The sequence below is a fragment of the Thioalkalivibrio sulfidiphilus genome (assembly GCF_000377945.1).
GTDB classification, from domain to species: domain Bacteria; phylum Pseudomonadota; class Gammaproteobacteria; order Ectothiorhodospirales; family Ectothiorhodospiraceae; genus Thioalkalivibrio_A; species Thioalkalivibrio_A sulfidiphilus_A.
Genome location: NZ_KB898961.1, coordinates 1 through 24934, shown reverse-complemented (window position 1 = coordinate 24934; position 24934 = coordinate 1). Strand labels below are relative to the sequence as shown.

Annotated in this window: 26 protein-coding genes, 1 other RNA gene and 2 riboswitches; of the genes, 15 read left to right on the top strand and 12 right to left on the bottom strand. The window is 65.4% G+C overall.

Annotated elements, in window-relative coordinates; all coding sequences use genetic code 11:
* Positions 1 to 166: 166 nt before the first annotated feature.
* On the top strand, positions 167 to 1321 hold the full coding sequence (locus tag D580_RS0113415; RefSeq protein ID WP_051081822.1) for an IS110 family transposase: 1155 nt from the start codon (positions 167 to 169) through the stop codon (positions 1319 to 1321).
* Positions 1322 to 1842: 521 nt separating this feature from the next.
* Complete coding sequence (locus D580_RS0113410; protein WP_018954885.1) at positions 1843 to 5712, top strand: DUF3683 domain-containing protein; 3870 nt, start codon at positions 1843 to 1845, stop codon at positions 5710 to 5712.
* 127 nt (positions 5713 to 5839) lie between these two features.
* On the opposite strand, the gene D580_RS0113405 is transcribed toward D580_RS0113410, so the two are convergent.
* The gene (locus tag D580_RS0113405; RefSeq protein WP_018954884.1) at positions 5840 to 6040 is read right to left on the bottom strand and encodes a DUF2905 domain-containing protein; all 201 of its coding nucleotides are present in this window, start codon (positions 6038 to 6040) and stop codon (positions 5840 to 5842) included.
* 65 nt (positions 6041 to 6105) lie between these two features.
* Complete coding sequence (gene rpiA / locus D580_RS0113400; RefSeq protein WP_018954883.1) at positions 6106 to 6762, bottom strand: ribose-5-phosphate isomerase RpiA; 657 nt, start codon at positions 6760 to 6762, stop codon at positions 6106 to 6108.
* Between the two features lie 148 nt (positions 6763 to 6910).
* Between rpiA and ilvA the strand changes: the two genes are divergently transcribed.
* Entirely contained in the window at positions 6911 to 8431 is a 1521-nt protein-coding gene (ilvA, locus tag D580_RS0113395) for a threonine ammonia-lyase, biosynthetic (RefSeq protein ID WP_018954882.1), read from the top strand.
* A gap of 200 nt (positions 8432 to 8631) precedes the next feature.
* On the opposite strand, the gene D580_RS16360 is transcribed toward ilvA, so the two are convergent.
* The 8 genes from D580_RS16360 to D580_RS0113360 form a co-directional block, all read right to left on the bottom strand.
* A complete protein-coding gene (locus D580_RS16360) occupies positions 8632 to 9006 on the bottom strand; it encodes a hypothetical protein (RefSeq protein WP_038043744.1) in 375 nt (124 codons plus the stop codon).
* Between the two features lie 172 nt (positions 9007 to 9178).
* Positions 9179 to 9511: a hypothetical protein gene (locus tag D580_RS0113385; RefSeq protein WP_018954880.1), complete on the bottom strand. Its 333-nt coding sequence runs from the start codon at positions 9509 to 9511 to the stop codon at positions 9179 to 9181.
* Positions 9512 to 9530: 19 nt separating this feature from the next.
* Positions 9531 to 10208 carry a glutathione S-transferase family protein gene (locus D580_RS15655; RefSeq protein ID WP_018954879.1) on the bottom strand — a complete coding sequence of 226 codons (678 nt, stop codon included), beginning with the start codon at positions 10206 to 10208 and terminating at the stop codon, positions 9531 to 9533.
* Positions 10205 to 10663 (bottom strand): EVE domain-containing protein, encoded by a 459-nt coding sequence (locus D580_RS0113375; protein ID WP_026289985.1) that lies wholly within the window; start codon positions 10661 to 10663, stop codon positions 10205 to 10207. The genes D580_RS15655 and D580_RS0113375 overlap by 4 nt, the downstream gene beginning before the upstream one ends.
* Positions 10664 to 10877: 214 nt before the next feature.
* Positions 10878 to 11480 (bottom strand): 5-formyltetrahydrofolate cyclo-ligase, encoded by a 603-nt coding sequence (locus tag D580_RS0113370; protein WP_018954877.1) that lies wholly within the window; start codon positions 11478 to 11480, stop codon positions 10878 to 10880.
* A gap of 72 nt (positions 11481 to 11552) precedes the next feature.
* Positions 11553 to 11738: non-coding RNA, 6S RNA (ssrS, locus tag D580_RS16355), on the bottom strand.
* Between the two features lie 113 nt (positions 11739 to 11851).
* Complete coding sequence (locus D580_RS0113365) at positions 11852 to 12166, bottom strand: cell division protein ZapA (RefSeq protein ID WP_012639317.1); 315 nt, start codon at positions 12164 to 12166, stop codon at positions 11852 to 11854.
* Positions 12163 to 12396 carry a TIGR02449 family protein gene (locus D580_RS0113360; protein ID WP_018954876.1) on the bottom strand — a complete coding sequence of 78 codons (234 nt, stop codon included), beginning with the start codon at positions 12394 to 12396 and terminating at the stop codon, positions 12163 to 12165. The genes D580_RS0113365 and D580_RS0113360 overlap by 4 nt, the downstream gene beginning before the upstream one ends.
* Before the next feature lie 110 nt (positions 12397 to 12506).
* Between D580_RS0113360 and D580_RS0113355 the strand changes: the two genes are divergently transcribed.
* From D580_RS0113355 to D580_RS0113335, 5 genes are all read left to right on the top strand, one after another.
* Positions 12507 to 12803 (top strand): hypothetical protein, encoded by a 297-nt coding sequence (locus tag D580_RS0113355; RefSeq protein WP_012639315.1) that lies wholly within the window; start codon positions 12507 to 12509, stop codon positions 12801 to 12803.
* A 2-nt stretch (positions 12804 to 12805) separates the two neighbouring features.
* Entirely contained in the window at positions 12806 to 13354 is a 549-nt protein-coding gene (locus tag D580_RS0113350) for a UPF0149 family protein (RefSeq protein ID WP_018954875.1), read from the top strand.
* A 13-nt stretch (positions 13355 to 13367) separates the two neighbouring features.
* Positions 13368 to 14732 carry a Xaa-Pro aminopeptidase gene (gene pepP / locus D580_RS0113345; protein ID WP_018954874.1) on the top strand — a complete coding sequence of 455 codons (1365 nt, stop codon included), beginning with the start codon at positions 13368 to 13370 and terminating at the stop codon, positions 14730 to 14732.
* Positions 14733 to 14968: 236 nt separating this feature from the next.
* Complete coding sequence (gene ubiH, locus D580_RS0113340) at positions 14969 to 16189, top strand: 2-octaprenyl-6-methoxyphenyl hydroxylase (protein ID WP_026289983.1); 1221 nt, start codon at positions 14969 to 14971, stop codon at positions 16187 to 16189.
* Complete coding sequence (locus D580_RS0113335) at positions 16186 to 17376, top strand: UbiH/UbiF/VisC/COQ6 family ubiquinone biosynthesis hydroxylase (protein WP_038043743.1); 1191 nt, start codon at positions 16186 to 16188, stop codon at positions 17374 to 17376. The genes ubiH and D580_RS0113335 overlap by 4 nt, the downstream gene beginning before the upstream one ends.
* Before the next feature lie 2 nt (positions 17377 to 17378).
* Here the strand turns inward: D580_RS0113335 and D580_RS17000 are convergent, their stop codons facing one another.
* Positions 17379 to 17510 carry a hypothetical protein gene (locus tag D580_RS17000; protein WP_269208104.1) on the bottom strand — a complete coding sequence of 44 codons (132 nt, stop codon included), beginning with the start codon at positions 17508 to 17510 and terminating at the stop codon, positions 17379 to 17381.
* Between the two features lie 170 nt (positions 17511 to 17680).
* Between D580_RS17000 and D580_RS0113325 the strand changes: the two genes are divergently transcribed.
* The 7 genes from D580_RS0113325 (at position 17681) to D580_RS0113295 (ending at position 24471) form a co-directional block, all read left to right on the top strand.
* On the top strand, positions 17681 to 18280 hold the full coding sequence (locus D580_RS0113325; RefSeq protein WP_018954870.1) for an SAM-dependent methyltransferase: 600 nt from the start codon (positions 17681 to 17683) through the stop codon (positions 18278 to 18280).
* A 156-nt stretch (positions 18281 to 18436) separates the two neighbouring features.
* A riboswitch (glycine riboswitch) is annotated at positions 18437 to 18538 on the top strand.
* Positions 18539 to 18635: riboswitch (glycine riboswitch) on the top strand.
* Between the two features lie 51 nt (positions 18636 to 18686).
* A complete protein-coding gene (gene gcvT / locus D580_RS0113320) occupies positions 18687 to 19778 on the top strand; it encodes a glycine cleavage system aminomethyltransferase GcvT (RefSeq protein WP_018954869.1) in 1092 nt (363 codons plus the stop codon).
* Between the two features lie 160 nt (positions 19779 to 19938).
* Complete coding sequence (gene gcvH, locus D580_RS0113315; protein ID WP_018954868.1) at positions 19939 to 20331, top strand: glycine cleavage system protein GcvH; 393 nt, start codon at positions 19939 to 19941, stop codon at positions 20329 to 20331.
* A gap of 66 nt (positions 20332 to 20397) precedes the next feature.
* Positions 20398 to 21765 carry an aminomethyl-transferring glycine dehydrogenase subunit GcvPA gene (gene gcvPA / locus D580_RS0113310; RefSeq protein WP_018954867.1) on the top strand — a complete coding sequence of 456 codons (1368 nt, stop codon included), beginning with the start codon at positions 20398 to 20400 and terminating at the stop codon, positions 21763 to 21765.
* Between the two features lie 121 nt (positions 21766 to 21886).
* Positions 21887 to 22387, top strand: a complete 501-nt coding sequence (tpx, locus tag D580_RS0113305; RefSeq protein ID WP_018954866.1) for a thiol peroxidase — start codon at positions 21887 to 21889, stop codon at positions 22385 to 22387.
* A 234-nt stretch (positions 22388 to 22621) separates the two neighbouring features.
* Complete coding sequence (gcvPB, locus tag D580_RS0113300; protein WP_018954865.1) at positions 22622 to 24112, top strand: aminomethyl-transferring glycine dehydrogenase subunit GcvPB; 1491 nt, start codon at positions 22622 to 22624, stop codon at positions 24110 to 24112.
* Positions 24112 to 24471: a diacylglycerol kinase gene (locus tag D580_RS0113295; protein WP_018954864.1), complete on the top strand. Its 360-nt coding sequence runs from the start codon at positions 24112 to 24114 to the stop codon at positions 24469 to 24471. Before gcvPB ends, D580_RS0113295 begins: the two co-directional genes overlap by 1 nt.
* A gap of 190 nt (positions 24472 to 24661) precedes the next feature.
* Here D580_RS0113295 and D580_RS0113290 read toward each other — a convergent pair.
* The coding region (locus tag D580_RS0113290; protein ID WP_018954497.1) for an ISL3 family transposase at positions 24662 to 24934 on the bottom strand (273 nt) is incomplete at its 5' end.

Genomic DNA, 24934 nt, shown 5'->3' with positions numbered 1-24934 from the left:
GTAGACATCATGGATTGACCTGCCCGACCTCGAGAGCGTGGGTTATGTTCTCGGGGCTGGGAAAACCACCTTTAACACAGAGCCATTATCGAGGGGGCAGGTCATGAATGAGTTTATCGCGAATGGGGTAAAGGGTGCAGAGCCGGTGACGGGGCTGGTCGGGGTGATGCAAGCGCTTGAGGGCGCCGGCAACGTCTATGGCGCCTACATCGGGCTGGACGTGCACAAGGAGACGATCGCGGTGGCGGTGGCCGAGTGCGGTCGCGACGCGCCGGAGTATTACGGGGAGATCGCCAATACGCCCAAGAAGGTGGCCAGGCTGATCGAGCGGCTGAGTGCCCGGTTTGGGGGTGAGCGGCTGCTGTGGGTGTACGAGGCGGGTCCGTGCGGGTATGGGCTGTACCGCCAAATCGTGGCCAGCGGCCATGATTGTGAGGTGGTGGCCCCCTCGCTGATCCCGCAAAAGGCCGGCGAGCGGCGCAAGAGCGACCGGCGCGACGCGCTGGGTCTGGCGCGCCTGTCGCGGGCCGGGGAGCTGACCGGCGTGTGGGTCCCGGCCCCGGAGCAGGAGGCCATGCGGGACCTGACCCGGGCGCGCGAGGACATGAAGAAGCTTGAGCTCAAGGCGCGCCAGACGCTCGGGGCGTTTCTGCTTCGTCACGGCCGGGTGTACACGGGCAAGAGCCGCTGGACGCAGGCGCACTTTCGTTGGCTGGAGACGGTGAGCTTCGACTCGCCCGTCCAGCAGATCGTGTTGCAGGAGTACATCGAGGCGGTCAAGGCGGCCCAGCGCCAGGTGGGTGGTCTGGAGCAGCAGATGCGCGCGGCGCTGCCACAGTGGTCGCTGGCCCCGGTGGTGGAGGGCCTGATGGCCCTGCGGGGCATCAGCCTGATCAGCGCCATGACGGTGCTGGCGGAACTGGGCGACATCAGCCGGTTCGATTCCCCGCGCCAGTTGATGGCCTATCTCGGACTGGTACCCAGTGAACACTCCAGCGGCCCGCGCCGTCGCCAGGGGGGCATCACCAAGGCCGGCAACGCTCATGTGCGGCGCATTCTGGCTGAGGCGAGCTGGAACTACCGCTTCCCGGCGCGCAAGACCCGCGATATCGAGAAGCGGGCCGAGAAGACCTCGGAGGCGGTCCAAGCCATCGCCTGGGAGGCGCAAAAGCGCTTATGCGGGCGCTACCAGCACCTGCTCAGGGCTGGCAAGATCAAGCAGCAGGTGGTCACGGCGGTGGGCCGTGAGCTGGCCGGCTTTATCTGGGCCATTGCCTGCGAGGTGATGGGCAAGGACCACGGCAGTCGGGCCACGGCCTGAGCGCACAGAGAGAGAGGACATTGCAAAGCCGATTAAGCCAAGATCGTTGCACAAACCCTTGATCAGTGTCTTCGGGCCAGGGCATGAGAGGCCGGTGAGGAGAACCCCTGGCGCTCCTATGAGGCGCCCTTCCCCGGAAGGGCTAACCCTCGACTGTAGAGAAGGGCAGCTCCGCGACGAAGTGAAGTCCGGTCGGTAACCAACCCACGTATATCAGAGTGATCCACCGTCGCAGCTCGCTTCTCGTGCCCTGACCCGAAGACATTGAAAGAAGGAGGTCTCAATCGAACATTGCAGCCAACTATTGACAGGTCAATCCATATCAGTAGTTCAGACTTGATCTGACACCCCTGTCCCCGATCTCGATACCTTCACTCTCCGGCGAGTCTGTCCCTACGCCCACTATCCCCCGCGACGCCGGTGGTTGTGTGCGCCGCACCACGGGCCGGTGTTATGATTTGCCGCTTGTCACCCGCGCTGGACCCGAGACGCGGGCCTGCTTCCCGGAGGTTTGCTTCCCGATGCCCGACACCGCGCCCATGCCTGTCCAGGTCACCCCGCGCATCCGCGAAATCCCCTACAACTACACCTCCTTCTCCGACCGCGAGATCGTGATCCGTTTCCTCGGGGTAGAGATGTGGCAGGTGCTCGGGGAGCTGCGCGGCGAGCGGCGTACCGGGGTCTCGGCGCGCATGCTGTTCGAGGTGCTGGGCGACATGTGGGTGGTGACCCGCAATCCCTATATCCAGGACGACCTGCTGGACAACCGTAAGCGCCTGACTGCGCTCATTGAGGCCATGGACCACCGGGTGGACCAGATCGTGGCGCGGGCGGACGGCAACGAAAAGGCCCTGGAACTGGCCAGCCGGGCCCGGGCGGCAGTGCGCCGCTTCGAGGCCTGGTTCCCGGAGCAGCGGGCCCTGCGCAGGCGGACATTGCGCAAGCTCTCCCGGTACACCCGCAAGGACAACATCCATTTCGACGGCCTGGCCCGGGTCTCCCATGTCACCGACGCCACCGACTGGCGCGTGGAACTGCCCTTCGTGGTGGTCACCCCGGATACCGAGGGGGAGATGGCCGGGGTGGTGGCCGCCTGTATCGAACTCGGGCTGACCGTGATCCCCAGGGGCGGCGGCACCGGCTACACCGGCGCAGCGGTGCCCCTTGATGAAAAGAGCGCGGTGATCAACACCGAGAAGCTGGAGGGCCTGGGGGCGGTGGAGATGCGCCGCATCCCGGGCGTGGACCAGCCTGTGCCCACGGTGCGTGCCGAGGCGGGCGTGGTCACCCGCCGGGTCTCGGATCTCGCCGGCCGCGAGGGCTTCGTGTTCGCCGTGGACCCCACCTCCCAGGACGCCTCCACCATCGGCGGCAACATCGCCATGAACGCCGGCGGCAAGAAGGCGGTGCTCTGGGGCACGACCCTGGACAACCTGGTGTCCTGGCGCATGGTCACCCCCGATGCCAAGTGGCTGGAGGTGGAGCGCATCGGCCACAACCTGGGCAAGATCCACGACCAGGAAACGGTGCATTTCCGCATCACCCGCTATAAGGCCGACGGCAAGACCCCCGAGGGCGAACCCGAGGTGATCAGCTGCCCGGGCCGGGTCTTTCGCAGGCTGGGTCTCGGCAAGGACGTGACCGACAAGTTCCTCGCCGGTCTGCCGGGTGTGCAGAAAGAGGGCTGCGATGGCCTGATCACCTCCGGGGTGTTCATCCTGCACCGCATGCCCAAGCACATTCGCACCGTGTGCCTGGAGTTCTACGGCGACGATCTGCACGAGGCGGTGCCCGCCATCGTGGAGATCAAGAACCGTCTGGACGGCGACCCGCAGGTGATGCTCTCGGGCCTGGAACACCTGGATGAGCGCTACGTGCGCGCCGTGCGTTACACCCCCAAGGGCGCCCGGGGCGAGCGGCCCAAGATGGTGCTCATCGCGGACATCTCCTCGGACAACGAGGACGCCCTGGGCCGCGCCGCTTCCGAGGTGGTGCGCCTGGCCAATGCCCGCAACGGCGAGGGCTTCATCGCCGTGAGCCCCGAGGCGCGCAAGCGCTTCTGGTCGGAACGCGCGCGCACCGCGGCAATCGCCGCCCACACCAACGCCTTCAAGATCAACGAGGACGTGGTCATCCCGCTGGATCGCCTGGCCGAGTACAGCGAGGGCATCGAGCGCATCAACGTGGTCCAGTCCATGGGCAACAAGCTGCGCATGATCGACGAGATGCTCGAATGCCTGAAGGGCGACCATCCGGAACTGCGCGAGCTGCTGGCCATCGAGAACGAGGAGGGCCGGCGCTGGTTCGAAGGCAAGCGCTCCGCCGCCACCCAGCACCTGGAAGGGGTGCGCGACCGCTGGCGCCTGATCCTCAACAACCTGGACGGGGACGCCGTCGCCCACGACAGTCTGCTGGATGAGAAGTCCCGCGCCGACCTGCGTCCCGGGGACCGGCTCGTCAACCTGCTGCTGCGCCGCAGCCTGCGCATCTCCTACAAGCGCGAGGTGCGCCGCCCCCTGTGGGACATCTTCGACGGTCTGGAACTGGAGCCGGTGCGCAAGCGCTTGGAGTCCATCCATGACCGGGTGCTGACCAGCCGCCTGTTCGTGGCCCTGCACATGCACGCCGGCGACGGCAACGTGCACACCAACATCCCGGTCAACTCCAACGACTACGCCATGATGCACGAGGCCGAGCGCATCGTGGACCAGATCATGGAGCTGGCCCGGCGCCTGGGCGGCGTGATCTCCGGCGAGCACGGCATCGGCATCACCAAGATGCAGTACCTGGAGCCGGAGCAGGTCGAGGCCTTCGTCGCCTACAAGCTGAAGGTGGATCCCAAGGGGCGTTTCAACAAGGGCAAGCTCATGCCCGGCTCCGGGCTCGCCAACGCCTACACCCCCAGCCTGCGCCTGTTGCAGCAGGAGGCCCTGATCCTGGAGCAGAGCGAGCTGGGCGCGCTCAATGACGACATCAAGGACTGCCTGCGCTGCGGCAAGTGCAAGCCGGTGTGCAATACCCACGTGCCCCGGGCGAACCTGCTCTACTCGCCGCGCAACAAGATCCTCGGCACGGGCCTGATCATCGAGGCCTTCCTGTACGAGGAGCAGACCCGACGCGGTCTGTCCCTGCGCCACTTCGACGAGATGAACGACGTGGCGGACCACTGCACCGTTTGCCATAAGTGCGCCAACCCCTGCCCGGTGAACATCGACTTCGGCGATGTGACCATCCGCATGCGCAGCATCCTCAAGGCGCGCGGTCAGCGGCGCGTCAGGCCCGCCACCGCCGCCTCCATGGCCTTCCTCAACATCAAGGACCCGGCCACCATCAAGCTGATGCGCAAGGGCCTGGTGCAATGGGGCTACGCCAGCCAGCGCTTCGGTCATGGCCTGTTCAAGCGACTGGGCCTGCTGAGTGCCAAGAAGCTCCCGGCCTCCACCACCGGCAAGCCATCACTGCCGGCCCAGGTGGTGCATTTCGTGAAAAAGCCCATGCCCGCAGGCCTGCCGGCACGCACCACCCGTGCCCTGCTGGGCCTGGAGGATGCTACCCAGGTGCCCGTGATCCGCGATCCGTCGAAGGTGGGAGAGCACAGCGATGCGGTGTTCTATTTCCCTGGCTGCGGCTCCGAGCGCCTGTTCAGCCAGATCGGCTTGGCCACGATGGCCATGCTCTACGAGGCCGGTGCTCAGACGGTGCTGCCACCCGGCTACCTGTGCTGCGGTTATCCCCAGACCTCGGCGGGCGACGTGGACAAGGGCAAGGCCATCACCACCGAGAACCGGGTGCTGTTCCACCGGGTGGCCAACACCCTGAACTATCTCGACATCCGCACGGTGATCGTCTCCTGCGGCACCTGCATGGACCAGCTGCTCAAGTACGAATTCGAGCAGATCTTCCCCGGCTGTCGCCTGCTGGATATCCATGAGTACCTGATGGAGAAGGGCCTGAGCCTGGACGGTGTGGAAGGGGTGCAGTACCTCTACCACAACCCCTGCCACTCGCCCATGAAGACCCACGCCCCCGTGCAGGTGGCGAGCAAGCTCATCGGCCAGGACGTGCAGCTGTCCGACCGCTGTTGCGGCGAGGCCGGCACCTTCGCCGTGAGCCGCCCGGACATCGCCACCCAGGTGCGTTTCCGCAAGGAAGAGGAACTGCGCGCCGGTATCCGCAGCCTCACCGGCCAGGATCGCGCCGAACAGGGCAACGTGAAGCTGCTCACCGCCTGTCCCGCCTGTCAGCAGGGTCTGTCCCGTTACCGGGAGGACACGGGGCTCGAGACCGACTACATCGTGGTGGAGATGGCCAACCGCATGCTGGGCGAGGGCTGGCAGGAGCGCTTTGTGGAGCGGGCGCGCAGCGGCGGGATCGAGAAGGTGTTGTTGTGATTGGGTGTGAGGCGTGAGGCGTGAGGGGTAGATCGTAGGCCGGACAAAGCGCAGCGGTGTCCGGCATGGGCTGCCCGATACCGCTTGTGCTCCATCGGGCCTACGGAGCTTCTTGCTCTAGCCCAGCCTATTTGCGAAACAGCCATAGGATCACCGTCAGCACGATGCTGATGAGGATCATGGTGGTCACGGGAAAGTAGAAGCGGAAGTTCTCCCGCTCGATGACGATGTCGCCGGGCAGGCGGCCCAGGCCCAGCTTGCTGATCCAGGGCCAGAGCAGGCCGATCACGACCAGCACGATGCCGAGGGTGATCAGGATTCGAGACATGGCCGGTCAGTTGTCAGTGGTCCGTTGTCAGTTGGGAAGCCATGAGCAACGGACCATTGACGGGATTACGGGAGTGTCTTCACGCCGCTGGCGCTGCCCAGGATCAGCACGTCCGCAGGGCGCTGGGCGAAGATGCCCACGGTGACCACGCCGGGCAGCTGGTTGATATGGTCTTCCATGGCCACCGGGTCGCTGATCTGCAGGTTGTGCACGTCCAGGATCACGTTGCCGTTGTCGGTGGTGAAGCCCTCGCGCAGCACCGGCTGGCCGCCCAGCTTGGTCAGTTCCCGGGCCACGTAGGCGCGGGCCATGGGGATCACTTCCACGGGCAGGGGGAAGGCGCCCAGCACGTCCACCAGCTTGCTCTCGTCGGCGATGCACACGAACTTGTCGCTGGCGGCGGCCACGATCTTTTCCCGGGTCAGGGCGCCGCCGCCACCCTTGATCAGGTGCAGCTCGGCGTTGGATTCGTCGGCGCCGTCCACGTACAGAGGGAGCTGGCCGGCGGTGTTCAGGTCCATGACCTGGATGCCATGACCGCGCAGGCGCTGGGCGCTGGCCTCGGAGGAGGCGACGGTGCCGTCGATGCGGTCCTTGATGGCCGCCAGCAGATCGATGAAGTGGTTGGCGGTGGAGCCGGTGCCCACGCCGACGATCATGCCGGATTCCACGTATTCGATGGCGGCTTCCGCCGCGGCCTTTTTCATCTGGTCCTGATTCATAGGAATTCCTTGGGCGCGTTCCGCGCAAGTCTTTGATTGCAGCTCATTCAGCCGACGCAAGATACAAGATACAAGAGGCAAGATACAAGACGACTCAAGTCACTGACTTTTCTTGTATCTTGCCGCTTGTCTCTTGTATCTTCCCTCGATGCCATTCCCCTACCTGGAAAAAATCCTCACCGCGCGCGTCTACGACGTGGCCCGGGAGACCCCCCTCGATTCGATGCCGACCCTCTCGGGCCGCCTGGACAACCGCGTGCTGCTCAAGCGCGAGGACCTGCAGCCGGTGTTTTCCTTCAAGCTGCGCGGAGCCTACAACCGCATGTTCCACCTCACCGAGGAGGAGAGGGCGCGGGGGGTGATCGCCGCTTCCGCGGGCAACCACGCCCAGGGCGTGGCCCTGGGTGCCCGGCAACTGGGTATCCGCGCCATCATCGTCATGCCCCAGACCACCCCCAGCATCAAGGTGGACGCGGTACGCAGCCTGGGCGGCAAGGCGGTGCTGCACGGGGATTCCTACGACGACGCCTACGCCCATGCCATGGGTCTGGTGGACAAGCACGGCTACACCTTCATCCACCCCTTCGACGACCCCTACGTGATTGCCGGACAGGGCACCGTGGCCATGGAGCTGCTGCGCCAGCACCCGGACCCCATCGATGCGGTCTTCATCTGCACCGGCGGCGGCGGACTGTTGGCGGGCATGGCCAGCTACATCAAGGCGCTGCGGCCTGAGATCCGCGTGATCGGCGTGGAGCCGGACGATGCGCCCTCCATGACCGAGGCCCTGAAGCGCAAGCGCCGCATCATCCTGGATCAGGTGGGCATCTTTGCCGACGGTGTGGCGGTGCGCCAGGTGGGCGAGGAGACCTACCGGCTGGCGCGCAAGCACGTGGACGAGATGCTGCTGGTGAGCACCGACGAGATCTGCGCCGCCATCAAGGACATCTTCGACGATACCCGGGTGATGGCCGAGCCTGCCGGTGCGCTGGCGGTGGCGGGCATCAAGAAATACGTGGAGACCCGCGGCGTGTCAGGGCAGAACCTGGTGGCGGTGCTCAGCGGCGCCAACATGAATTTCGACCGGCTGCGCTACGTGGCCGAGCGCGCGGAACTGGGCGAGCGCCGCGAGGCCCTGTTCGCCGCCACCATCCCCGAGCGCCCGGGCAGCTTCCGGGCCTTCTGCCGCGCCATCGGCAAGCGGGGCATCACCGAATTCAACTACCGCTATGCCGATGACCGGGAGGCCCATGTGTTCGTGGGCGTCAAGCTCTCCGGCGGTGACGAGGAGCGCCTGGCCATCCTGGACAGCCTGCGGCGCCAGGGCTACGCGATGCTGGATCTGACCGACAACGAGATGGCCAAGAGTCACCTGCGGCACATGGTGGGTGGCCATGTGGGCGACGTGGGCGACGAGCGGGTCTACCGCTTCGAGTTTCCCGAGCGCCCCGGGGCCTTGCTGCGCTTCCTGACCCGCATGGGACAGGACTGGAACATCAGCCTGTTTCACTACCGCAACCACGGTGCAGCCTACGGTCGGGTGCTGGTGGGCATGCAGGTGCCGTCCGGTGACGCCAAGCGCTTCCAGGCCTTCGTGGATGAACTGGGTTATCCCTGCTGGGAGGAAACGGACAACCCGGTGTACCGGATATTCCTCGGCGCCCTCTGAGCCGGGGGTGGATCCTCGGCAACGCCTCAGGTGAGGCGGAGGAGGCCCGACATGCAACGCTGGAAAGCGGCTGGTGATAGATCGGGCCGCATTGTAGAGTGAGTCAGGGAGGGATGTTGCGGTCCAGGATGGTGCCGCAATCCAGGAGCAGATGCAGAAAGGCCCGCCATTGGCGGGCCTTTCCGTTTCAGCCGAAGTACTTAGGCGCCAGGCGCCGCGGCCTTCTTCTTGGTGGTCGCCTTTTTCTTGGGGGCGGCCTTCTTCTTGGTTGCTGCCTTCTTTACGGCCTTTTTCACGGCTTTCTTCTTGGCAGCGACCTTCTTCTTGACAGCCTTTTTCTTGGTGGCGGCCTTCTTGACGGCCTTCTTCACCGCCTTTTTCACCGCTTTCTTCTTCACGGCAGCCTTCTTCTTGACGGCGGCCTTCTTCACAGTCTTCTTCTTGGCAGCGACCTTCTTCTTGACGGCCACTTTTTTCTTGGTGGCGGCCTTCTTCACGGCAGCCTTGGTGTTGGATTTCTTGACGCGAGACTTCGTGCTGACTTTTTTCTGAGCGGCGGCTTTTTTGACGGCCATTATGCTCCCTCCAAGAGATAAGCAGATACCCGGAATTGAGTATAAACAACTACTTTCAAAATACTAGAGATTTGATGATGAAAATTTTACCGAGTATCTGCCTTATGCGTACATTCATCTTCGATACGATGACTCATACATCCCTTGAACGTGCTCATGTATCGCATGTGAATTACGCGCCGCGGAGTCGAAGTGCCTCTTCGTTGTAGGCGGCATCGATGGTGGTGATGATCTTCTCCACCATGCGGAAACCTTCCACGGGTGCGTTGTCCGCCATGTATTTCAGGCGCAGCGGGCTCAGGGACTTCACCGCGTCGATGCGTTCCAGGCTGGCTTCGCCCCCTGCGTGACCAGCCTTTTCATCCAGTGCGCGGATGATCTCTGCCGCAATCTCGTGGGGGTGTGTGCCTTCGGCGGCCTTGCGAATGGATTCCTCCGGGCTGCCGTCGAGCAGTTCGAAGCCGGTGTTCTCCTGCAGGTAGTCGAGCAGTTCATTGAGTGTCATGGTGCGTCTCCTTTAGGGGTTATCGGGTTAGCAGGTCTTCGCCCGGGGACAGACCGCACAGGTCCTCGACCCGCTTGAGGTAGTACATGAGATCCACCGGCAGAGCGATGCCGTCGTGGATCTGGATGGGGTAGATGTCGGCGCACAGCAGCATGTCGGCGATGCTGGGTTCGCCCATGTAGAAGCGGTTTTTCGCCAGGTGCCGGGACAGGTCCGTCAGCCGCGACAGGCGTGAGAACTGGGCGAAGCCGTCGTAGCGGTCGTTGGCCAGCTCCTCCAGGCTCATGCCGAAGCGGTGTTTGACCTCCTGCTTGTAGGCGGCCAGGGTCTCCGCATCGCTGCCGATCCCGCGCCAGGCGGGACGCACGGGGGCGTAGAGGCGTTCGAGCACGGCATCGCAGCCGTTGCGCCAGTCCACCAGCGCCTGCCAGGCGGCCTCGTCGATGCGCCCGTTGACCAGTGGCGGGGTGTCCGGAAACAGGGTGTCGATGTCCCGCAGGATCGCGAGCGAGTCGGTGAGCAGGCGGCCGTCGTCCAACTGCAGTACCGGCACCCTGCGGGCGAGACCCAACTCGAAGAAGGTCTCGTCGTCGTCCCAGGTGAGCGGTCGGTCCTGCCAGGGCACACCTTTATACGAGAGCGCCAGGCGCACCCGCTGGGACTGGGGCGAGGAATGGAAGTGGTAGAGCGCCGTCACTCTTTGACCAGGCCCATGATGAAGTCCCATTCCTGGGGGCTCACCGGCATGATGGACAGCCGGTTGCCCTTGCGCACCAGGGCCATGTCCGCCAGTTCGGGGTAGGTCTTGAGATCCGAGAGCGGGATGGTCTCCTTGAACTTACGCTTGAAACGCACGTCCACCCGGTACCAGCGGGGCTTGTCGGGATCGCTCTTGGGATCGTAGTACTTGGCCTCGGGGTTGAAGGCGGTGTCGTCCGGGTAGCCCTCCCGCTCCACGGTCATGATGCCGACGATGCCTGGCACCTCGCAGTTGGAGTGATAGAAGAAGACCTCGTCACCCTTCTTCATCTCATCGCGCATCATGTTGCGGGCCTGATAGTTGCGCACCCCGTCCCAGGGCTCCACCTTCACCCGCTTGAGATCGTCGATCCCGAACACGTCCGGTTCGGATTTCATCAGCCAGTAAGCCATGGTCCTGTCGATCGGTTGTGGATTCGGCCGACAGTATAAGTAGTGGAGCGGGGGAGGGTGAATTGGGGGGTAGGGAGGAGGGGCATTGCAGGAAGGCAGAAGTGTGAATTGGGAAGTTGGAAGAAAGGCCTTTTCGCACTTCTCAATTCACACTTCTTACTTCATCGCCGCCTTTGGCCGTATCCGCTCCCCGTAGGTCGGCCTGAAGGCCGACCTACGATGGGTGTGTGTGGGGCCGTATCAGGCCCGCCTCCGTGACAATGGCGGTCAATGGCACGTCCCAGGGTTCGTGGGGCAGGGCGTCCACTTCCTGGAAGCCGTAGGCCAGCCCCAGCAGGCGGGGTTTGTGCCAGTGGCTGCGCCCGGCGAGGAACTCGAAGGTGGTATCGTAGTAGCCGCCGCCCATGCCCAGGCGGTTGCCGTCGCGATCGAAACCCACCAGCGGCGTGAGCACCAGGTCCAGGTGGCGCGGGCTGAGGCGCCGGCCCCGGGTCATGACCGGTTCGGGGATGCCGAAGCGGTTGGCCTGCAGGCGCGTACGCGGTTCCCAAGGCAGGAACCAGAGGCGGTGCGGATGACCCGGATCGAGCACGGGCAGGTAGAGCTGCTTGCGCCGTGCCCGTGCCGCGGCGATCACCAGACCCGGATCCACCTCGCCCCGGTTGGGCATGTAGACGGCGATGCGCCGGGCGCGGTTGAACAGCGGGGAATGGATGATGTGGCGCGCGATCTGGTTGGAGAGGCGCGTGCGCGCGTCCTCGGACAGGGCGGCGCGCTCGGCACGCAGCCGCTTGCGCAGTTGGTCACGGATAGACATGGGATGGAAGTTACAAGTGGCCAGTGCGAAGTGGCAAGGTTTTCCTTGCCACTCGCCACTGAATTAAGAGGGCACACTCCGCATATGCCGTGGCCGGCTTTCGACCTTGAACCAGGGGTTCAAGTGGGTGCCTGCGCGATGCTTAGAGGCTTTCCGCTACGGGGCGGACATGCACAACCACATCATCAGCAAGGCTCCCGGGGTGAGAAATTAGGCTCAAGGATACTACCCAGCCGCTCACGTACACCGCAGAGGTGCCCAAACTGAAATCGTTGCTAGAGATCCGTCTGGGCGGGGCCTGTGGCCCGGGAGGCTGTTCCGCGAATCTCGCGGGCGACCGTTTCCGGGTCGCCAGTCTCGGTGAAAAGTCCTTACAGGTCCATCTGTTGCCCGTTTTCCAGGGCGTGGTCGATCTTGTCTTGCAGGGCGCGAATCCTCGCGCTCAGGTTCTGGCTCAGGCTCTCCCGCTGATTGCGGGTCACCAGCATCTCGTGGGTGATGTTCAGGGCCGCCATCACGGCGATCCGGTCGCCCCCGATGATGCGTCCGCTGTCGCGGATCTCCTGCATGCGCCGGTCCAGCAGGCTGGCGGAGGCAATCAGGGCACTGCGTTCATCCTGGGGACAGGCAACCTTATATTCCTTGCCCAGGATCTGAACCGCAACCGGCTCAGCGGGATTGCTCACGCGGACTGCTCCATGGACTTCAGGCGGGCGATCATCGCCTCCACCTTCAGGCGCGCCGCTTCCTGTCCTTCCACCAGGGAGGAACGCTCGGCGGCGAGGTTGGCCTGCTGCTCGCGCAGGAGGCGGTTTTCCTCTTTGAGCCGCTCGCAGGTGCGGATGAGCTCGCCCACACGGACCTCAAGTTTCCTGAGCTCCTGTTCGGCGATGTCCTGTGTATTGATCGTGTCCATGGAAGCTAGTCTAGGACTCGTCCCCGGGGGCGTCAACAAAGCTGTGATGCGTGGCCGGGGGTGGGTGCGGATGCTAGAATGGGCAGTCTGCCCGAGACCCCTCAAGCCCCATGTCCCAGCACACCTCCACCCCGCCGCTCAGCGAACAGGCCATCGTGGTCGAAGGCACGGCCCACAACGGCAAGCCCTGCCGCGTGGTGGACAACACTGGCACCCTGGATCGTGGCGATCTGGCCGCGCTGCTGGACGAGTTGATCGAGGCGCGCCGCTTCGGTCTCTCGGGCCTGTCCGCCACCGGCGGCAGCACCATCCGCCTGGGTGAGCCGGAATTTACACATATACAGATGGGCGAGAACCTCTACCGCCTGATCCTGTTCCCCTACGAGGCGCGCCTGGAGGCGTTCTGATCATGGCGTCCGATTACGACACGGTGGATGCGGCCCTGGCCCGCGCCGGTGCCGACACCGACGCGGCGGAGGGGCATGGCACCCTGTGCGGCATGCTGAGCGTCAACAACGCCATCAGCAGCGAGGACTGGTTCCGGGAGCTGCTGCCCGATCCCGAGCCGGGCGACCTGCTGGCCCAGGAGGCCCGCCGCCAGCTGGGCGAGGTGTTCAAGGAGGCCCGCATGGAACTGCACGACACGGGGCTCGATTTCCACCTGCTGCTGCCCGGCGATGATGAAGGCCTGGAGCGCCGGGTCGAGGCCCTGGGGCACTGGTGCCAGGGCTATCTCTACGGCATGGCGGTGTGCGGCGTGCGCGAGGGCGCCAACCTCCCCGAGGATACCGCCGAGCTGGTGCGGGACTTCGCGGAGATCGCCGGCACGGGTTTCGACGTGGAAATCGACGAGACCAATGAAACTGCCTACAGCGAGATTGTCGAATACGTGAGGGTCGGGGTGCTGCTGATCAACGAGGAGTTGCAGCCCATCAAGGCCCCGCCGAGACTTCAGTGAGACACACGACGCCATGAACGCCACCACCCGCAACGCACGCCGCCCGTCCGCCGATGCCTTCACCCCCGCCATGGCCAAGGAACTGGCGCGCCGACGCCGCCAGCTGATGCGCGCCATGGGGCAGGGCAGCATCGCCGTGATCCCCTCGGCGCCGGTGCGGGTGCGCAACCATGACGTGGAGTACCCCTACCGCCAGGACAGCGATTTCCTCTACCTCACCGGCTTCACCGAGCCCGGCGCCGTGGCGGTGCTGGTGCCCGGCCGGCCCCAGGGGGAGTATGTGCTGTTCTGCCGGGAGCGGGACCCGGTGATGGAGACCTGGCACGGCCGCCGCGCCGGCCAGGAGGGGGCGGTGGAGCGCTTCGGCGCCGACGACTCCTTCCCCATCTCCGACGTGGACGACATCCTGCCCGGCCTGCTGGAGGACCGGGTGCGGGTCTACGCCACCCTGGGCCGTGATCAGGACTTCGATCAGAAGCTCATGGGCTGGGTGAACCGGCTCAAGGAACAGGCGCGCAGCGGCGTGCACCCACCCCACGAGTTCGTGTCCCTGGAGTACCTGCTCCACGACATGCGCCTGTTCAAGTCCCGCGCCGAGATCAGGCTCATGCGCGAGGCGGGCGCCATCTCCACCCGTGCCCACGTGCGCGCCATGAAGGCCTGCCGCCCGGGCATGATGGAATACGAGATCGAGGCGGAGCTGCTGTACGAATTCCGCCGCGCCGGCACCGAGCCCGCCTATCCCTCCATCGTGGGCGGCGGCGCCAACGGCTGCATCCTGCACTACACCGAGAACAACACGCGTCTGAATGACGGCGACCTGCTGCTCATCGACGCCGGCTGCGAGCTGCAGGGCTATGCCAGCGATATCACCCGCACCTTCCCGGTCAACGGACGCTTCAGTCCCGCTCAACGCGAACTCTATGAGGTGGTGCTGGAGGCCCAGTATGCGGCCATCGAACAGGCGGTGCCGGGCAACCACTGGAATGACCCGCACATGGCGGCGGTGAAGGTGCTCACCAAGGGGCTGGTGTCCCTGGGCCTGCTCAAGGGGCGGCCCGCGCAGCTCATCAAGGACGGCGCCTACCGGCGGTTCTACATGCACCGCACCGGACACTGGCTGGGTCTCGACGTACACGATGTGGGCGACTACAAGCTGGACGAGACCTGGCGCCTGCTGGAACCGGGCATGGTGATGACCGTGGAGCCGGGCCTGTACATCCCGGCGGGCACCAAGGGCGTGCCCAAGCGTTTCCACGACATCGGCATCCGCATCGAGGACGACGTGCTGGTGACCGCTGACGGTTATGACGTGCTCACCCGGGACTGCCCCAAGGCGCCGGACGAGATCGAGGCGCTGGTGGGGAGCGGGCCATAACTCATTCAAAATTCAAGATTCAAGATTCAAAGGGGTGTGCAGCTCCGTAGGCCCGATAGAGCGCAAGCGGTATCGGGCAGCTTATGCCGGACACCGCTACGCTATGTCCGGCCTACGACTGGTCGGAAGCGCCTGAATGGCGAATCGAGATTCAAAATTCAAAGGTTATGTGCAGTCTTCCTTTGAATTTTGAATTTTAAATTTTGAATTGATCATCAATGCTGAGGTTGGAACCCGTGGCTGAACCATTCGATATTCTCATCGCCGGCGGCGGCATGGTCGGGGCCACCCTGGCCCTGGCGGTGGCGCGCAGCGGTTATCGGGTGGGGGTGCTGGAGGCCCGTCCGCCGGGAGAGCCCGGGCAGCCCAGCTACGACGATCGCAGCACCGCCCTGGCCTATGGTTCCCGGCGCATCCTGGAGGCACTGGGTCTGTGGCAGGGGGTCGCGGATCAGGCCACGCCCATCGAGCACATCCATGTCTCCGAGCGGGGACGCTTCGGCGTCACGCGCCTCTCGGCCGCCGACGAAAATGTGCCCGCCCTGGGCTACGTGGTGGCCAACCGCGCCATCGGCGCCGCCTGGCTGGCGGCGCTCAAGGATTCATCCGTGGAACTGATCACCCCCGCCACCGTGCAGGCCTACCGGGTGCAGGCCGACGGCGTGTCGGTCCAGATCCGGGGGCACGACGACTCGCCGCGGGAATTACGGGCACGCCTGCTGGTGGCCGCCGACGGCACCCATTCGGTGCTGCGCCAGCTGGCGGGCATCGGGGTGCATGAGCGGGATTACGGGCAGACCGCCGTCATCGCCAATCTCACCCCGGGCCGGGATCACGGTGGCGTGGCCTACGAGCGCTTCACCGACGAGGGCCCCATCGCCCTGCTACCCATGAGCGAGGGGCGCTGCGCCCTGGTCTGGACCCGGCCCGCGGATCGGGTGGATGCCACCCTGGCCTTGAACGATGCCGATTTTCTCGCTGCCCTGCAGGAGCGCTTCGGCCATCGCCTGGGCCGCCTGCGCAAGGTGGGCCGCCGCGCCGCCTATCCCCTGAAACTGGTGCGGGCCGTGCGCGACACCGCCGCACGCCTGGTGCTGGTGGGCAATGCCTCTCACACCCTGCACCCGGTGGCGGGGCAGGGCTTCAATCTAGCCCTGCGGGACGTGGCGGTGCTGGCGGACCTGCTCACCGGCGCCGCCCGTGACGGCAGCGACCCGGGTGCGCCGGCGCTGCTGGATGCCTACTCGGCGTGGCGCCGCGAGGATCTCGACACGGTGCAGACCTACACCGATGGGCTGGTGCGTCTGTTCACCAATCCCTGGCCGCCCCTGGCCCATGCCCGCGGCGCGGCGCTCGCCGCGCTGGATCTCTGTCCACCCCTGCGTCACCGCCTGGCGCGCCAGAGCATGGGCCTGGCGGGCCGTCTGCCGCGTCTGGCCAGAGGGCGCGCCCTGTGAGCAATACATATATAAGGGATGCCCAGGCGCTGGATGTCCTGGTGGTGGGTGCCGGCGTGGTGGGCACCGCCCTGGCCCTGGCCCTAGGTCGGCAGGGTTTCAAGGTGGGCCTGCTGGAGCGGGATGAACCGGCGCCCTTCGATGCCGAGGCGGACACGGACCTCAGGGTGTTCGCCATCAATCACGCCAGCCAGCGCCTGTTCCAGTCGCTGGGTGCCTGGGAGGCCATGGTGTCCCGGGGGGTGAGCCCCTACGAGGCCATGGAGGTCTGGGATGCCCGTAGCCCGGGGCGCATTCGCTTCGAGGCCGCCGAGGTGGGTGAGGCGGACCTGGGGCACATCATCGAGAACAGGGTCATCCAGTCGGTGCTCTGGGAGGCACTCGAAGGAGCGGATGTGCTGCGCCTGTGTCCGGCCAGCCTGGCCCACCTGGATGTATCGGGTGAGCGGGTGCGGGCCAGCCTGGATGACGGGCGGGTGTTCGAGGCGCGCCTGGTGGTGGGTGCCGACGGCGCCCGTTCCCGGGTGCGCAGCCTGTGCGGCATCGGCGTGGATGTCACCCGCTACGGCCAGAAGGCGGTGGTGGCCAACGTCAGCACCGAACGGCCCAATCCCGCCACCGCCTGGCAGCGTTTCCTGCCCAGCGGGCCGCTGGCCTTCCTGCCGCTGGCCGATGGCCGATCTTCCATCGTCTGGTCCACGGACACCGAGTCCGCCGAGGCGCTGCTGGCCCTGGACGCGTCGAGCTTCTGCCGGGAGCTGGGTGCCGCCTTCGAGCGGCGTCTCGGCGAGGTGACCGCCACCAGCGCCCGGGCCGCCTTCCCCCTGGCGGGCAGCCAGGCGAAGCACTACGTGCGCAGCCGCATCGCCTTGGTGGGGGATGCGGCGCACACCATCCATCCCCTGGCGGGTCAGGGGGCCAACCTGGGTCTGGCGGATGTGGCGGAACTGGCCCGGGTATTGGCCGGCGCTTCCGGCCGGGATCCCGGTGACCTGCGCGGCCTGCGTGCCTACGAACGCGCCCGGCGCGGTGAGAACTGGGTGATGATGCGGGCCATGGAGGGATTCAGCGGCCTGTTCGGCAGCCGGCTTGCGCCGGTGGAGATGGCGCGTGGGCTGGGCCTGAGCCTGGCGGATCGCCTGCCCGCCATCAAGAACGCTTTCCTGCGCCGGGCGCTGGAGGGGTGAGATCAGCCCGGGCAGAAATCCTGGTTGATGACGGGGCCGGTGATCTCCTGGCTTTCGGCAGGGGTATCGGCCAGGGCCGGGGCGCTCAGGAACAGGACGAGCAGCAGGGCGGACAATATGCTACGAACAGGCATGGAACCTCCTTTGGACTTCGGTGGGACGTCCGCGCCGTAGCGAAGGACGCCCTCGGGGCGGGGGCGGTACCTTGGCCACCACCTCGTCACCCGGCTTGGTTCAGAATCACAGTCTGGTTGTCGGACAGACCACTTTCAAGATTTTGCCACGATTTACGGGGAGTTTCACGATGAAGGAATTCTGGGACGAGCGCTACCGTGAGTCCGGTTTCGCCTACGGCGAGGCCCCCAATGCCTTCCTGGTAAGCCACGAACGGCTCTACCTACCGGGACAGCGGGCCCTGGCCGTGGCCGATGGCGAGGGGCGCAACGGGGTCTGGCTGGCCAGTCGTGGGCTTCAGGTGCTCTCGGTGGATCGTTCCCGTGTGGGGCTCGACAAGGCCGAACTGCTGGCCGCGTCCCGGGGCGTGGCCCTGGAGACCCGCTGCGTGGACCTGGCCGAATGGGACTGGCCTGAGGCGGCCTTCGATCACGTCGTGGCGATTTTTGCCCACTTCCCCCCGGACATCCGTCAACAGATCCACCGGGCCATGCTGCGCGCGCTGAAGCCCGGCGGTCTCCTGCTCCTGGAGGCCTTCAGCCCGGAACAGCTGGACTACCAGAGCGGTGGCCCCCGGGACCCCGCCATGCTCTACTCGGCGGTCATGCTGCGCGAGGACTTCGTGGACGGCGACATCGAAGAGATCGCCGAGACCCTCACCACCCTGGACGAGGGACCGTACCACCAGGGCCCGGCAGCGGTGACCCGGGCGCTGGTGCGGCGGCCGTGAGGGGCTTGCACCTCCCGTAGGTCGGGCTTCAGCCCGACATGCCGGCGGTCATCGTCGGCCTGAAGGCCGACCCACGATTCACACGTCTTTCCCCTTACGCCTCACCCTGGAGTGCGTTATAGTGCGGCTTCGGTCAGGGCGCCCTGTCAGGCGCGTCCGGTCCACATGGGAGAGCCCTCTCCGTTCCCCGGAATCGAGAGGCGCCGAAGGCGCAACTTCCGCCCGGAAACGCTCAGGCAAAAGGACCGTGTGGTTACCCGTACCGGCTCTGGAGAGCGGTCGCCGCGAGCGACCCACCGAAGGGGAGAACCGCCGCGCGGTTTAATCTCTCAGGTTTCAGGACAGAGGGGTGGTCGATGTGAAAGGCATCGGCCACCCCTTTTTCGTTTTCCAAGGAACCTGAACCATGAGCAAGCAGACCCCGCTGTATCAGAAACATCTGGAAGCCGGCGCCCGCATGGTGAACTTCGGCGGCTGGTCCATGCCCCTGCATTACGGCTCCCAGATCGAGGAACACCACGCCGTGCGCCGTGATGCCGGCATGTTCGACGTCTCCCACATGACCGTGGTGGACGTGCAGGGCAACGGTGCCCGCGACTACCTGCGCTTCCTGCTGGCCAACGACGTGGCGAAACTCAAGGTGCCCGGCAAGGCCCTGTACAGCTGCATGCTAACCCCCGAGGGCGGGGTGGTGGACGACCTGATCACCTACTATCTCTCCGATACCTTCTATCGCCTGGTGGTCAACGCGGCCACCCGGGACAAGGACCTGGCCTGGATGCGAGGCCGGGCCACCGGTTTCGACGTGCTGCTCCAGGAGCGGGACGATCTCGCCATGGTGGCGGTGCAGGGTCCCCATGCCCGTGACAAGGCCCTGTCGGTCCTGGATGGCGAGGTCGCGCGGGTCGCCGATGCCCTGTCCCCCTTCGTGGGCGGGCAGGCCGGCGACTGGTTCGTGGGTCGCACCGGTTACACCGGCGAGGACGGCTTCGAGATCATGCTGCCCGCCGCCGAGACGCCCGCCTTCTGGGACCGCCTCAAGGCCGCCGGTGTGCAGCCCGCCGGCCTCGGCGCCCGGGACACATTGCGCCTGGAGGCGGGCATGAATCTCTACGGCCAGGACATGGACGAGCAGGTCTCGCCCCTGGAATCGGGTCTCGCCTGGACCGTGGCCTTCGAGCCCGCCGTGCGTGACTTCGTCGGCCGCGCGGCCCTGGAAAAACAGAAGGCCGCCGGCGGCCTGCGACGCTTCGTGGGCCTGGTGCTGGAGGGCCGCGGCGTGCTGCGCGGCCACATGCGCGTGCTCTGCGGTGCGGCCGGCGAGGGCGAGATCACCAGCGGCGGCTTCTCGCCTACCCTGGGTGTTTCCATCGCTCTGGCCCGGGTGCCCGCGGGCACTGGCGAGCGCGTGGAGGTGGACGTGCGCGGCAAGCCCCAGCCGGCCAGGCTGGTCAAGCCCCCCTTCGTGCGCAACGGCCAGGCCTGCGTGGAGATCTGAAAGAGACGACACACCCAACGCAGAGACGCAAAGACGCAAAGACGCAAAGGGACGCATAAAACCTGATTGGTGTTTAAACAAATCACTTTGCGTCTTTGCGCCTTTGCGTTGAATGCTTTTGAATTGAATTGATTACGAAACAAAAACCCAGGAGTCCGACATGAGCAATACCCCTGCTGATCTTCGCTATACCAAGAGCCACGAGTGGGTGCGCAGTGAATCCGACGGCACCGTCACCGTGGGCATCTCCGATCACGCCCAGGAGCTGCTCGGCGACCTGGTGTTCGTGGAGACCCCCGAGGTGGGCAGCAGCCAGGACGCCGGTGCCGCCTGCGCCGTGGTGGAGTCGGTGAAGGCCGCCTCCGACGTCTATGCGCCCGTGGCCGGCGAGGTGGTGGCGGTCAACGAGCAGCTCGCCGACAGCCCCGAGCTGGTCAACAGCGATCCCTACGGCGAGGGCTGGCTGTTCCGCCTCAAGCCCGCCGATGCGGGTGCCGCCGGCGGCCTGATGGACGCCGACGCCTACCAGGCCATGGTGGACGCGGAAGGCTGAGCCCAGCCGATCCGCACAATCGGTCCAGGGACGGACATCAAGCCTTCACACAGACCGGGTTAAGTTATGCCGTTTATTCCGCACACCGAGACCGATATCCAGGACATGCTGGCCGCCATCGGCGTCAACGACATCGAGCAGCTGTTCGACGAGATCCCCAGTGCGCTGCGCACGGGTCCGCTGAACCTGGTGCCCGAGGCCATGAGCGAGATGGAGATCACGCGCCTGATGCACCGGCGCGCGGCCCAGGACCACGTGGATCTCAACTTCATCGGCGCCGGCGCCTACGAGCACCACATCCCGGCGGCGGTCTGGCAGATCGCGACGCGTGGGGAGTTCTACAGCGCCTACACGCCCTACCAGGCCGAGGCCAGTCAGGGCACCCTGCAGCTGGTCTACGAATACCAGACCATGATGACCGGCCTGACCGGCATGGATGTCTCCAACGCCTCTCTCTACGACGGCGCCTCGGCGCTGGCGGAGGCGGTGCTCATGAGCGTGCGCGCCAACCGCAAGTCCAAGAGCCACCGCGTGCTCATGCCCGCCACGGTGAACCCGGTGTACCGTTCGGTGACCCGCGCCATCGTGCACGGCCAGGGCATCGAGCTGGTGGAGGTGCCCTTCGACCCCGCCACCGGCCGTGTCGATCCCAAGTCCCTGGCCGCCTTCGAAGGCCAGGACATCACCGCCCTGGTCATTCCACAGCCCAACTTCTTCGGCGTGCTGGAAGAGGCGGATGCGCTCACCGACTGGGCCCACGCCCAGGATGCCCAAGTCATCGGCGTGGTGAATCCGGTCAGCCTCGCGCTGCTCAAACCCCCGGGTGAGTGGGGCGGGAAGGGTGCGGACATCGTGTGCGGCGAAGGCCAGCCCCTGGGCGCGCCCCTGTCCTCCGGCGGCCCGTATTTCGGTTTCATGTGCTGCCGCAAGGAGCACGTGCGCCAGATGCCGGGCCGCATCGTGGGCCGCACCCTGGACGCCGACGGGCGCACCGGTTTCGTGCTGACCCTGCAGGCCCGCGAGCAGCACATCCGTCGCTCCAAGGCCACCTCCAACATCTGCACCAACCAGGGCCTGGTGGTCACCGCCGCCACCATCCACATGGCGCTGTTGGGTCCCGAGGGCCTGGAACGGGTCGCGGCCGCCTGCCACGCCAACACCCATGCCCTGATCGATCGCTTGAAGCCCCTGGGCGTGACCCAGGCGTTTACCGGCGAGATCTTCCACGAGGTCGCCCTGCGTCTGCCCAGGCCGGTGCGTCCGGTGCTGGATGCCATGGCGCAGCAGGGCGTGCTGGGTGGTTACGCCCTGGGTGATGACTACAGCGATCTCGGCGACCTGCTGCTGGTGTGCGCCACCGAGACCAAGACCGAGGCTGACCTGGATCGTTATGCCGAGGTGATGAAGGCAGCGCTGGCGGCTGGATCGGCGTGAAGGGAGAGGGGTGAGGGGTTAGGCGTTGGGCGTAAGCAGTGATGTGGCGCCTAACGCCTTCCCCCTCACGCCTCTCACCGCCTGTAATGTGCAACCGAAAGATGAGAGAGGAAACCAAACCATGGCCAAGATCACCCTGAAAGGCAATCCCATCCACACCAACGGCGACCTGCCTGCCGTGGGTTCCCAGGCCCCGGATTTCCACCTGGTGGACAAGGACCTGAACGACGTGAGCCTGGCCACCTACGCCGGCATGAAGAAGGTCATCTCCATCGTGCCGAGCCTGGACACCCCGGTGTGCGCCCTGTCCACCAAGAAGTTCGAGGAGATGCTCGCCGGTCGTGATGACGTGGTGGTGCTGGTGGTGTCCGCCGATCTGCCGTTCGCCCAGAGCCGTTTCTGCGGTGCGGAGAAGATCGAGCAGGTCAAGGCCCTGTCCATGATGCGTTCGCGCAACTTCGCCAAGGATTACGGCGTGCTCATCACCGACGGCCCCCTGGCCGGCATCACCGCCCGGGCGATCGTGGTGCTGGATGAGAACGACAAGGTCCTGCACACGGAAATGGTGCCGGAGATTGCCCAGGAGCCGGATTACGACAAGGCCTTCGGGGCTCTTGCCTGAGAAGGATTGCCGCAGAGGCGCAAAGACGCAGAGAAATGCAATGGACAGGATGAACAGGATTTCCAAGGATGAACAGGATCGAAAGAATTAAGGGTTTTCAAGCTCAAGTCTTTATCCTGTCAATCCAGAAATAATCCTGTAAATCCTGTCCATTCATTCTTTATCCCTGCGACTCCGCGTCTCTGCAGCGGATGTGGATTGGATTGAATCTCGATACTTGAGGAGTTACCAGACATGCTGATCTTTGAGCGTTCCCGTTCCGGGCGTCGGGCCACGGCCCAGGCGCCGCTGCGCGTGGCCGATGTGAGTGCGCTGCCCGAGCGTTTCCGGCGCGGCACGCGCGCGCCGCTGCCGGAGCTCTCCGAGCTGGACGTGGTGCGCCACTACACCCGGCTGTCCCAGAAGAACTTCTCCATCGATACCCAGTTCTACCCGCTGGGTTCCTGCACCATGAAGTACAATCCCCGGGCCTGCAACAGCCTGGCCATGCTGCCCGGTTTCCTGAACCGCCATCCCCACGCGCCGGAGACCCACAGCCAGGGTTTCCTGGCCTGCATGTACGAGCTGCAGGAGATGCTGCGGGATGTGACCGGCATGAAGGGCGGCGTGTCACTCACACCCATGGCCGGTGCCCAGGGCGAGTTCGCTGGCGTGGCCATGATCCGCGCCTACCACGACGCCCGCAAGGACACCGCGCGCACCGAGATCCTGGTGCCCGATGCGGCCCACGGCACCAACCCGGCCACCGCCACCATGTGCGGCTACACGGTGAAGGAGATCCCCACCGACGATTCCGGTGACGTGGACATGGAGGCCCTGAAGGCCGCCCTGGGCCCGCACACCGCCGGCATCATGCTCACCAACCCCTCGACGCTCGGCGTGTTCGAGCGGCGCATCAAGGAGATCGCGGACCTGGTGCATCAGGCCGGCGGCCTGCTGTACTACGACGGCGCCAACCTCAACGCCATCCTGGGCAAGGTGCGCCCCGGGGACATGGGTTTCGACGTGATCCACATGAACCTGCACAAGACCTTCTCCACCCCCCATGGCGGCGGCGGTCCCGGTGCCGGCGCGGTGGGCGTGAGCGAGCGCCTGCGCCCCTTCATGCCCATCCCGGTGGTGGCGAAGGAGGGCGAGCGCTATCGCTTCATGACCGAGAAGGACCTGCCCCAGTCCATCGGCCGGCTCTCGGCCTTTGCCGGCAATGCCGGCGTGCTGCTGCGTGCCTACGTGTACATGCGCATGCTGGGCCGCGCGGGCATGCCCCGGGTGGCGGAGTTCTCGACGCTGAACGCCAACTACGTGATGGCGCGCCTCAAGGAGAAGGGTTTCGAACTGGCCTTCCCCGGGCGCCGCGCCACCCACGAGTTCATCGTCACTCTCAAGCGGCTCGCCAAGGAGACCGAGGTGACCGCCATGGACGTGGCCAAGCGCCTGCTGGACTTCAACTACCACGCCCCCACCACCTATTTCCCGCTGCTGGTGCCCGAGTGCCTGCTCATCGAGCCCACCGAGACCGAGAGCAAGGAGACCCTGGACGGCTTCGTGGAGGCCATGGCCGAGATCCTGGAAGAGGCGCGTACCAGCCCCGACAAGGTCAAGGGCGCCCCCTACACCCAGCCCAACCGGCGCTTCGACGAGGTGCGTGCGGCACGGGAACTGGACGTGGCCTGGCATCCAGGTGCCGCACTTGATGAGGCTGCCGAACAGGGGCGGGCGGACTGATGGCCTACAGCGGCAACCGCGGCCTGACCCGCATCGTCAAGGCCGCGGGCTACTCCTGGGCGGGGCTGCGCGCCGCCTTCAAGCACGAGGAGGCGTTCCGCCAGGAACTGCTGCTGGTGTTGCTCGCCCTGCCCCTGGCCCTGTGGCTGGGGGAGACCGGGGTGGAGCGGGCCCTGCTGGTGGGCAGCCTGATGCTCATCCTCATCGTGGAACTGCTCAACTCCGGCATCGAGGCGGCCATCGACCGCTTCGGCGGCGAACAGCACAAGCTCTCCGCCCGGGCCAAGGACATGGGCTCGGCGGCGGTGCTGTTCGCGCTCATCAACGCGGCGGTGGTCTGGTTGCTGGTGCTGATTTGAAGCGGATCCAAATTCAAGATTCAAAATTCAAAATTCAAAATTCAAAATTCAAAGGGGGAGCTAGCACATGCAGTGGCACCGACAACCTTTGAATTTTGAATCTTGAATTTTGAATTGTTCCACCGCGTGCACTCTCTGGCTCCGGGCTTCTACACTCATAGAGGCCCTGCAATGAATGGGTCTTCGCGGATTAGTGTGGGTCATTTTCTGCATATTTAGGCAGAGGCGGCAGGAAGGCGGCGATGATCTTGAGCTTGAGATACTCTTCGTCGCGATAGCCGTAGGCCCTGCGTTGCAGGACGCGGATCTTGTTATTCAACCCCTCGACCAATCCGAGGCTAACCTTGTTGTTCGGATGACAGTAAGAGGCGATGCCGTCCCAATGACGTTCGATCATGCGCGCGAACTTGCGGTAGGGTTCCAGCCGCTGCCACTTGAGGGCGTCTTGCCAGCGCTCGAAGAA

Coding starts and splice junctions, on each gene's coding strand:
- D580_RS0113415 (WP_051081822.1), top strand. CDS start 167: ATGCAAGCGCTTGAGGGCGCCGGCAACGTCTATGGCGCCTACATCGGG.
- D580_RS0113410 (WP_018954885.1), top strand. CDS start 1,843: ATGCCCGACACCGCGCCCATGCCTGTCCAGGTCACCCCGCGCATCCGC.
- D580_RS0113405 (WP_018954884.1), bottom strand. CDS start 6,040: ATGTCTCGAATCCTGATCACCCTCGGCATCGTGCTGGTCGTGATCGGC.
- rpiA (WP_018954883.1), bottom strand. CDS start 6,762: ATGAATCAGGACCAGATGAAAAAGGCCGCGGCGGAAGCCGCCATCGAA.
- ilvA (WP_018954882.1), top strand. CDS start 6,911: ATGCCATTCCCCTACCTGGAAAAAATCCTCACCGCGCGCGTCTACGAC.
- D580_RS16360 (WP_038043744.1), bottom strand. CDS start 9,006: ATGGCCGTCAAAAAAGCCGCCGCTCAGAAAAAAGTCAGCACGAAGTCT.
- D580_RS0113385 (WP_018954880.1), bottom strand. CDS start 9,511: ATGACACTCAATGAACTGCTCGACTACCTGCAGGAGAACACCGGCTTC.
- D580_RS0113375 (WP_026289985.1), bottom strand. CDS start 10,663: ATGGCTTACTGGCTGATGAAATCCGAACCGGACGTGTTCGGGATCGAC.
- D580_RS0113370 (WP_018954877.1), bottom strand. CDS start 11,480: ATGTCTATCCGTGACCAACTGCGCAAGCGGCTGCGTGCCGAGCGCGCC.
- D580_RS0113360 (WP_018954876.1), bottom strand. CDS start 12,396: ATGGACACGATCAATACACAGGACATCGCCGAACAGGAGCTCAGGAAA.
- D580_RS0113355 (WP_012639315.1), top strand. CDS start 12,507: ATGTCCCAGCACACCTCCACCCCGCCGCTCAGCGAACAGGCCATCGTG.
- D580_RS0113350 (WP_018954875.1), top strand. CDS start 12,806: ATGGCGTCCGATTACGACACGGTGGATGCGGCCCTGGCCCGCGCCGGT.
- pepP (WP_018954874.1), top strand. CDS start 13,368: ATGAACGCCACCACCCGCAACGCACGCCGCCCGTCCGCCGATGCCTTC.
- D580_RS17000 (WP_269208104.1), bottom strand. CDS start 17,510: ATGCCTGTTCGTAGCATATTGTCCGCCCTGCTGCTCGTCCTGTTCCTG.
- D580_RS0113325 (WP_018954870.1), top strand. CDS start 17,681: ATGAAGGAATTCTGGGACGAGCGCTACCGTGAGTCCGGTTTCGCCTAC.
- gcvT (WP_018954869.1), top strand. CDS start 18,687: ATGAGCAAGCAGACCCCGCTGTATCAGAAACATCTGGAAGCCGGCGCC.
- gcvH (WP_018954868.1), top strand. CDS start 19,939: ATGAGCAATACCCCTGCTGATCTTCGCTATACCAAGAGCCACGAGTGG.
- gcvPA (WP_018954867.1), top strand. CDS start 20,398: ATGCCGTTTATTCCGCACACCGAGACCGATATCCAGGACATGCTGGCC.
- tpx (WP_018954866.1), top strand. CDS start 21,887: ATGGCCAAGATCACCCTGAAAGGCAATCCCATCCACACCAACGGCGAC.
- gcvPB (WP_018954865.1), top strand. CDS start 22,622: ATGCTGATCTTTGAGCGTTCCCGTTCCGGGCGTCGGGCCACGGCCCAG.
- D580_RS0113295 (WP_018954864.1), top strand. CDS start 24,112: ATGGCCTACAGCGGCAACCGCGGCCTGACCCGCATCGTCAAGGCCGCG.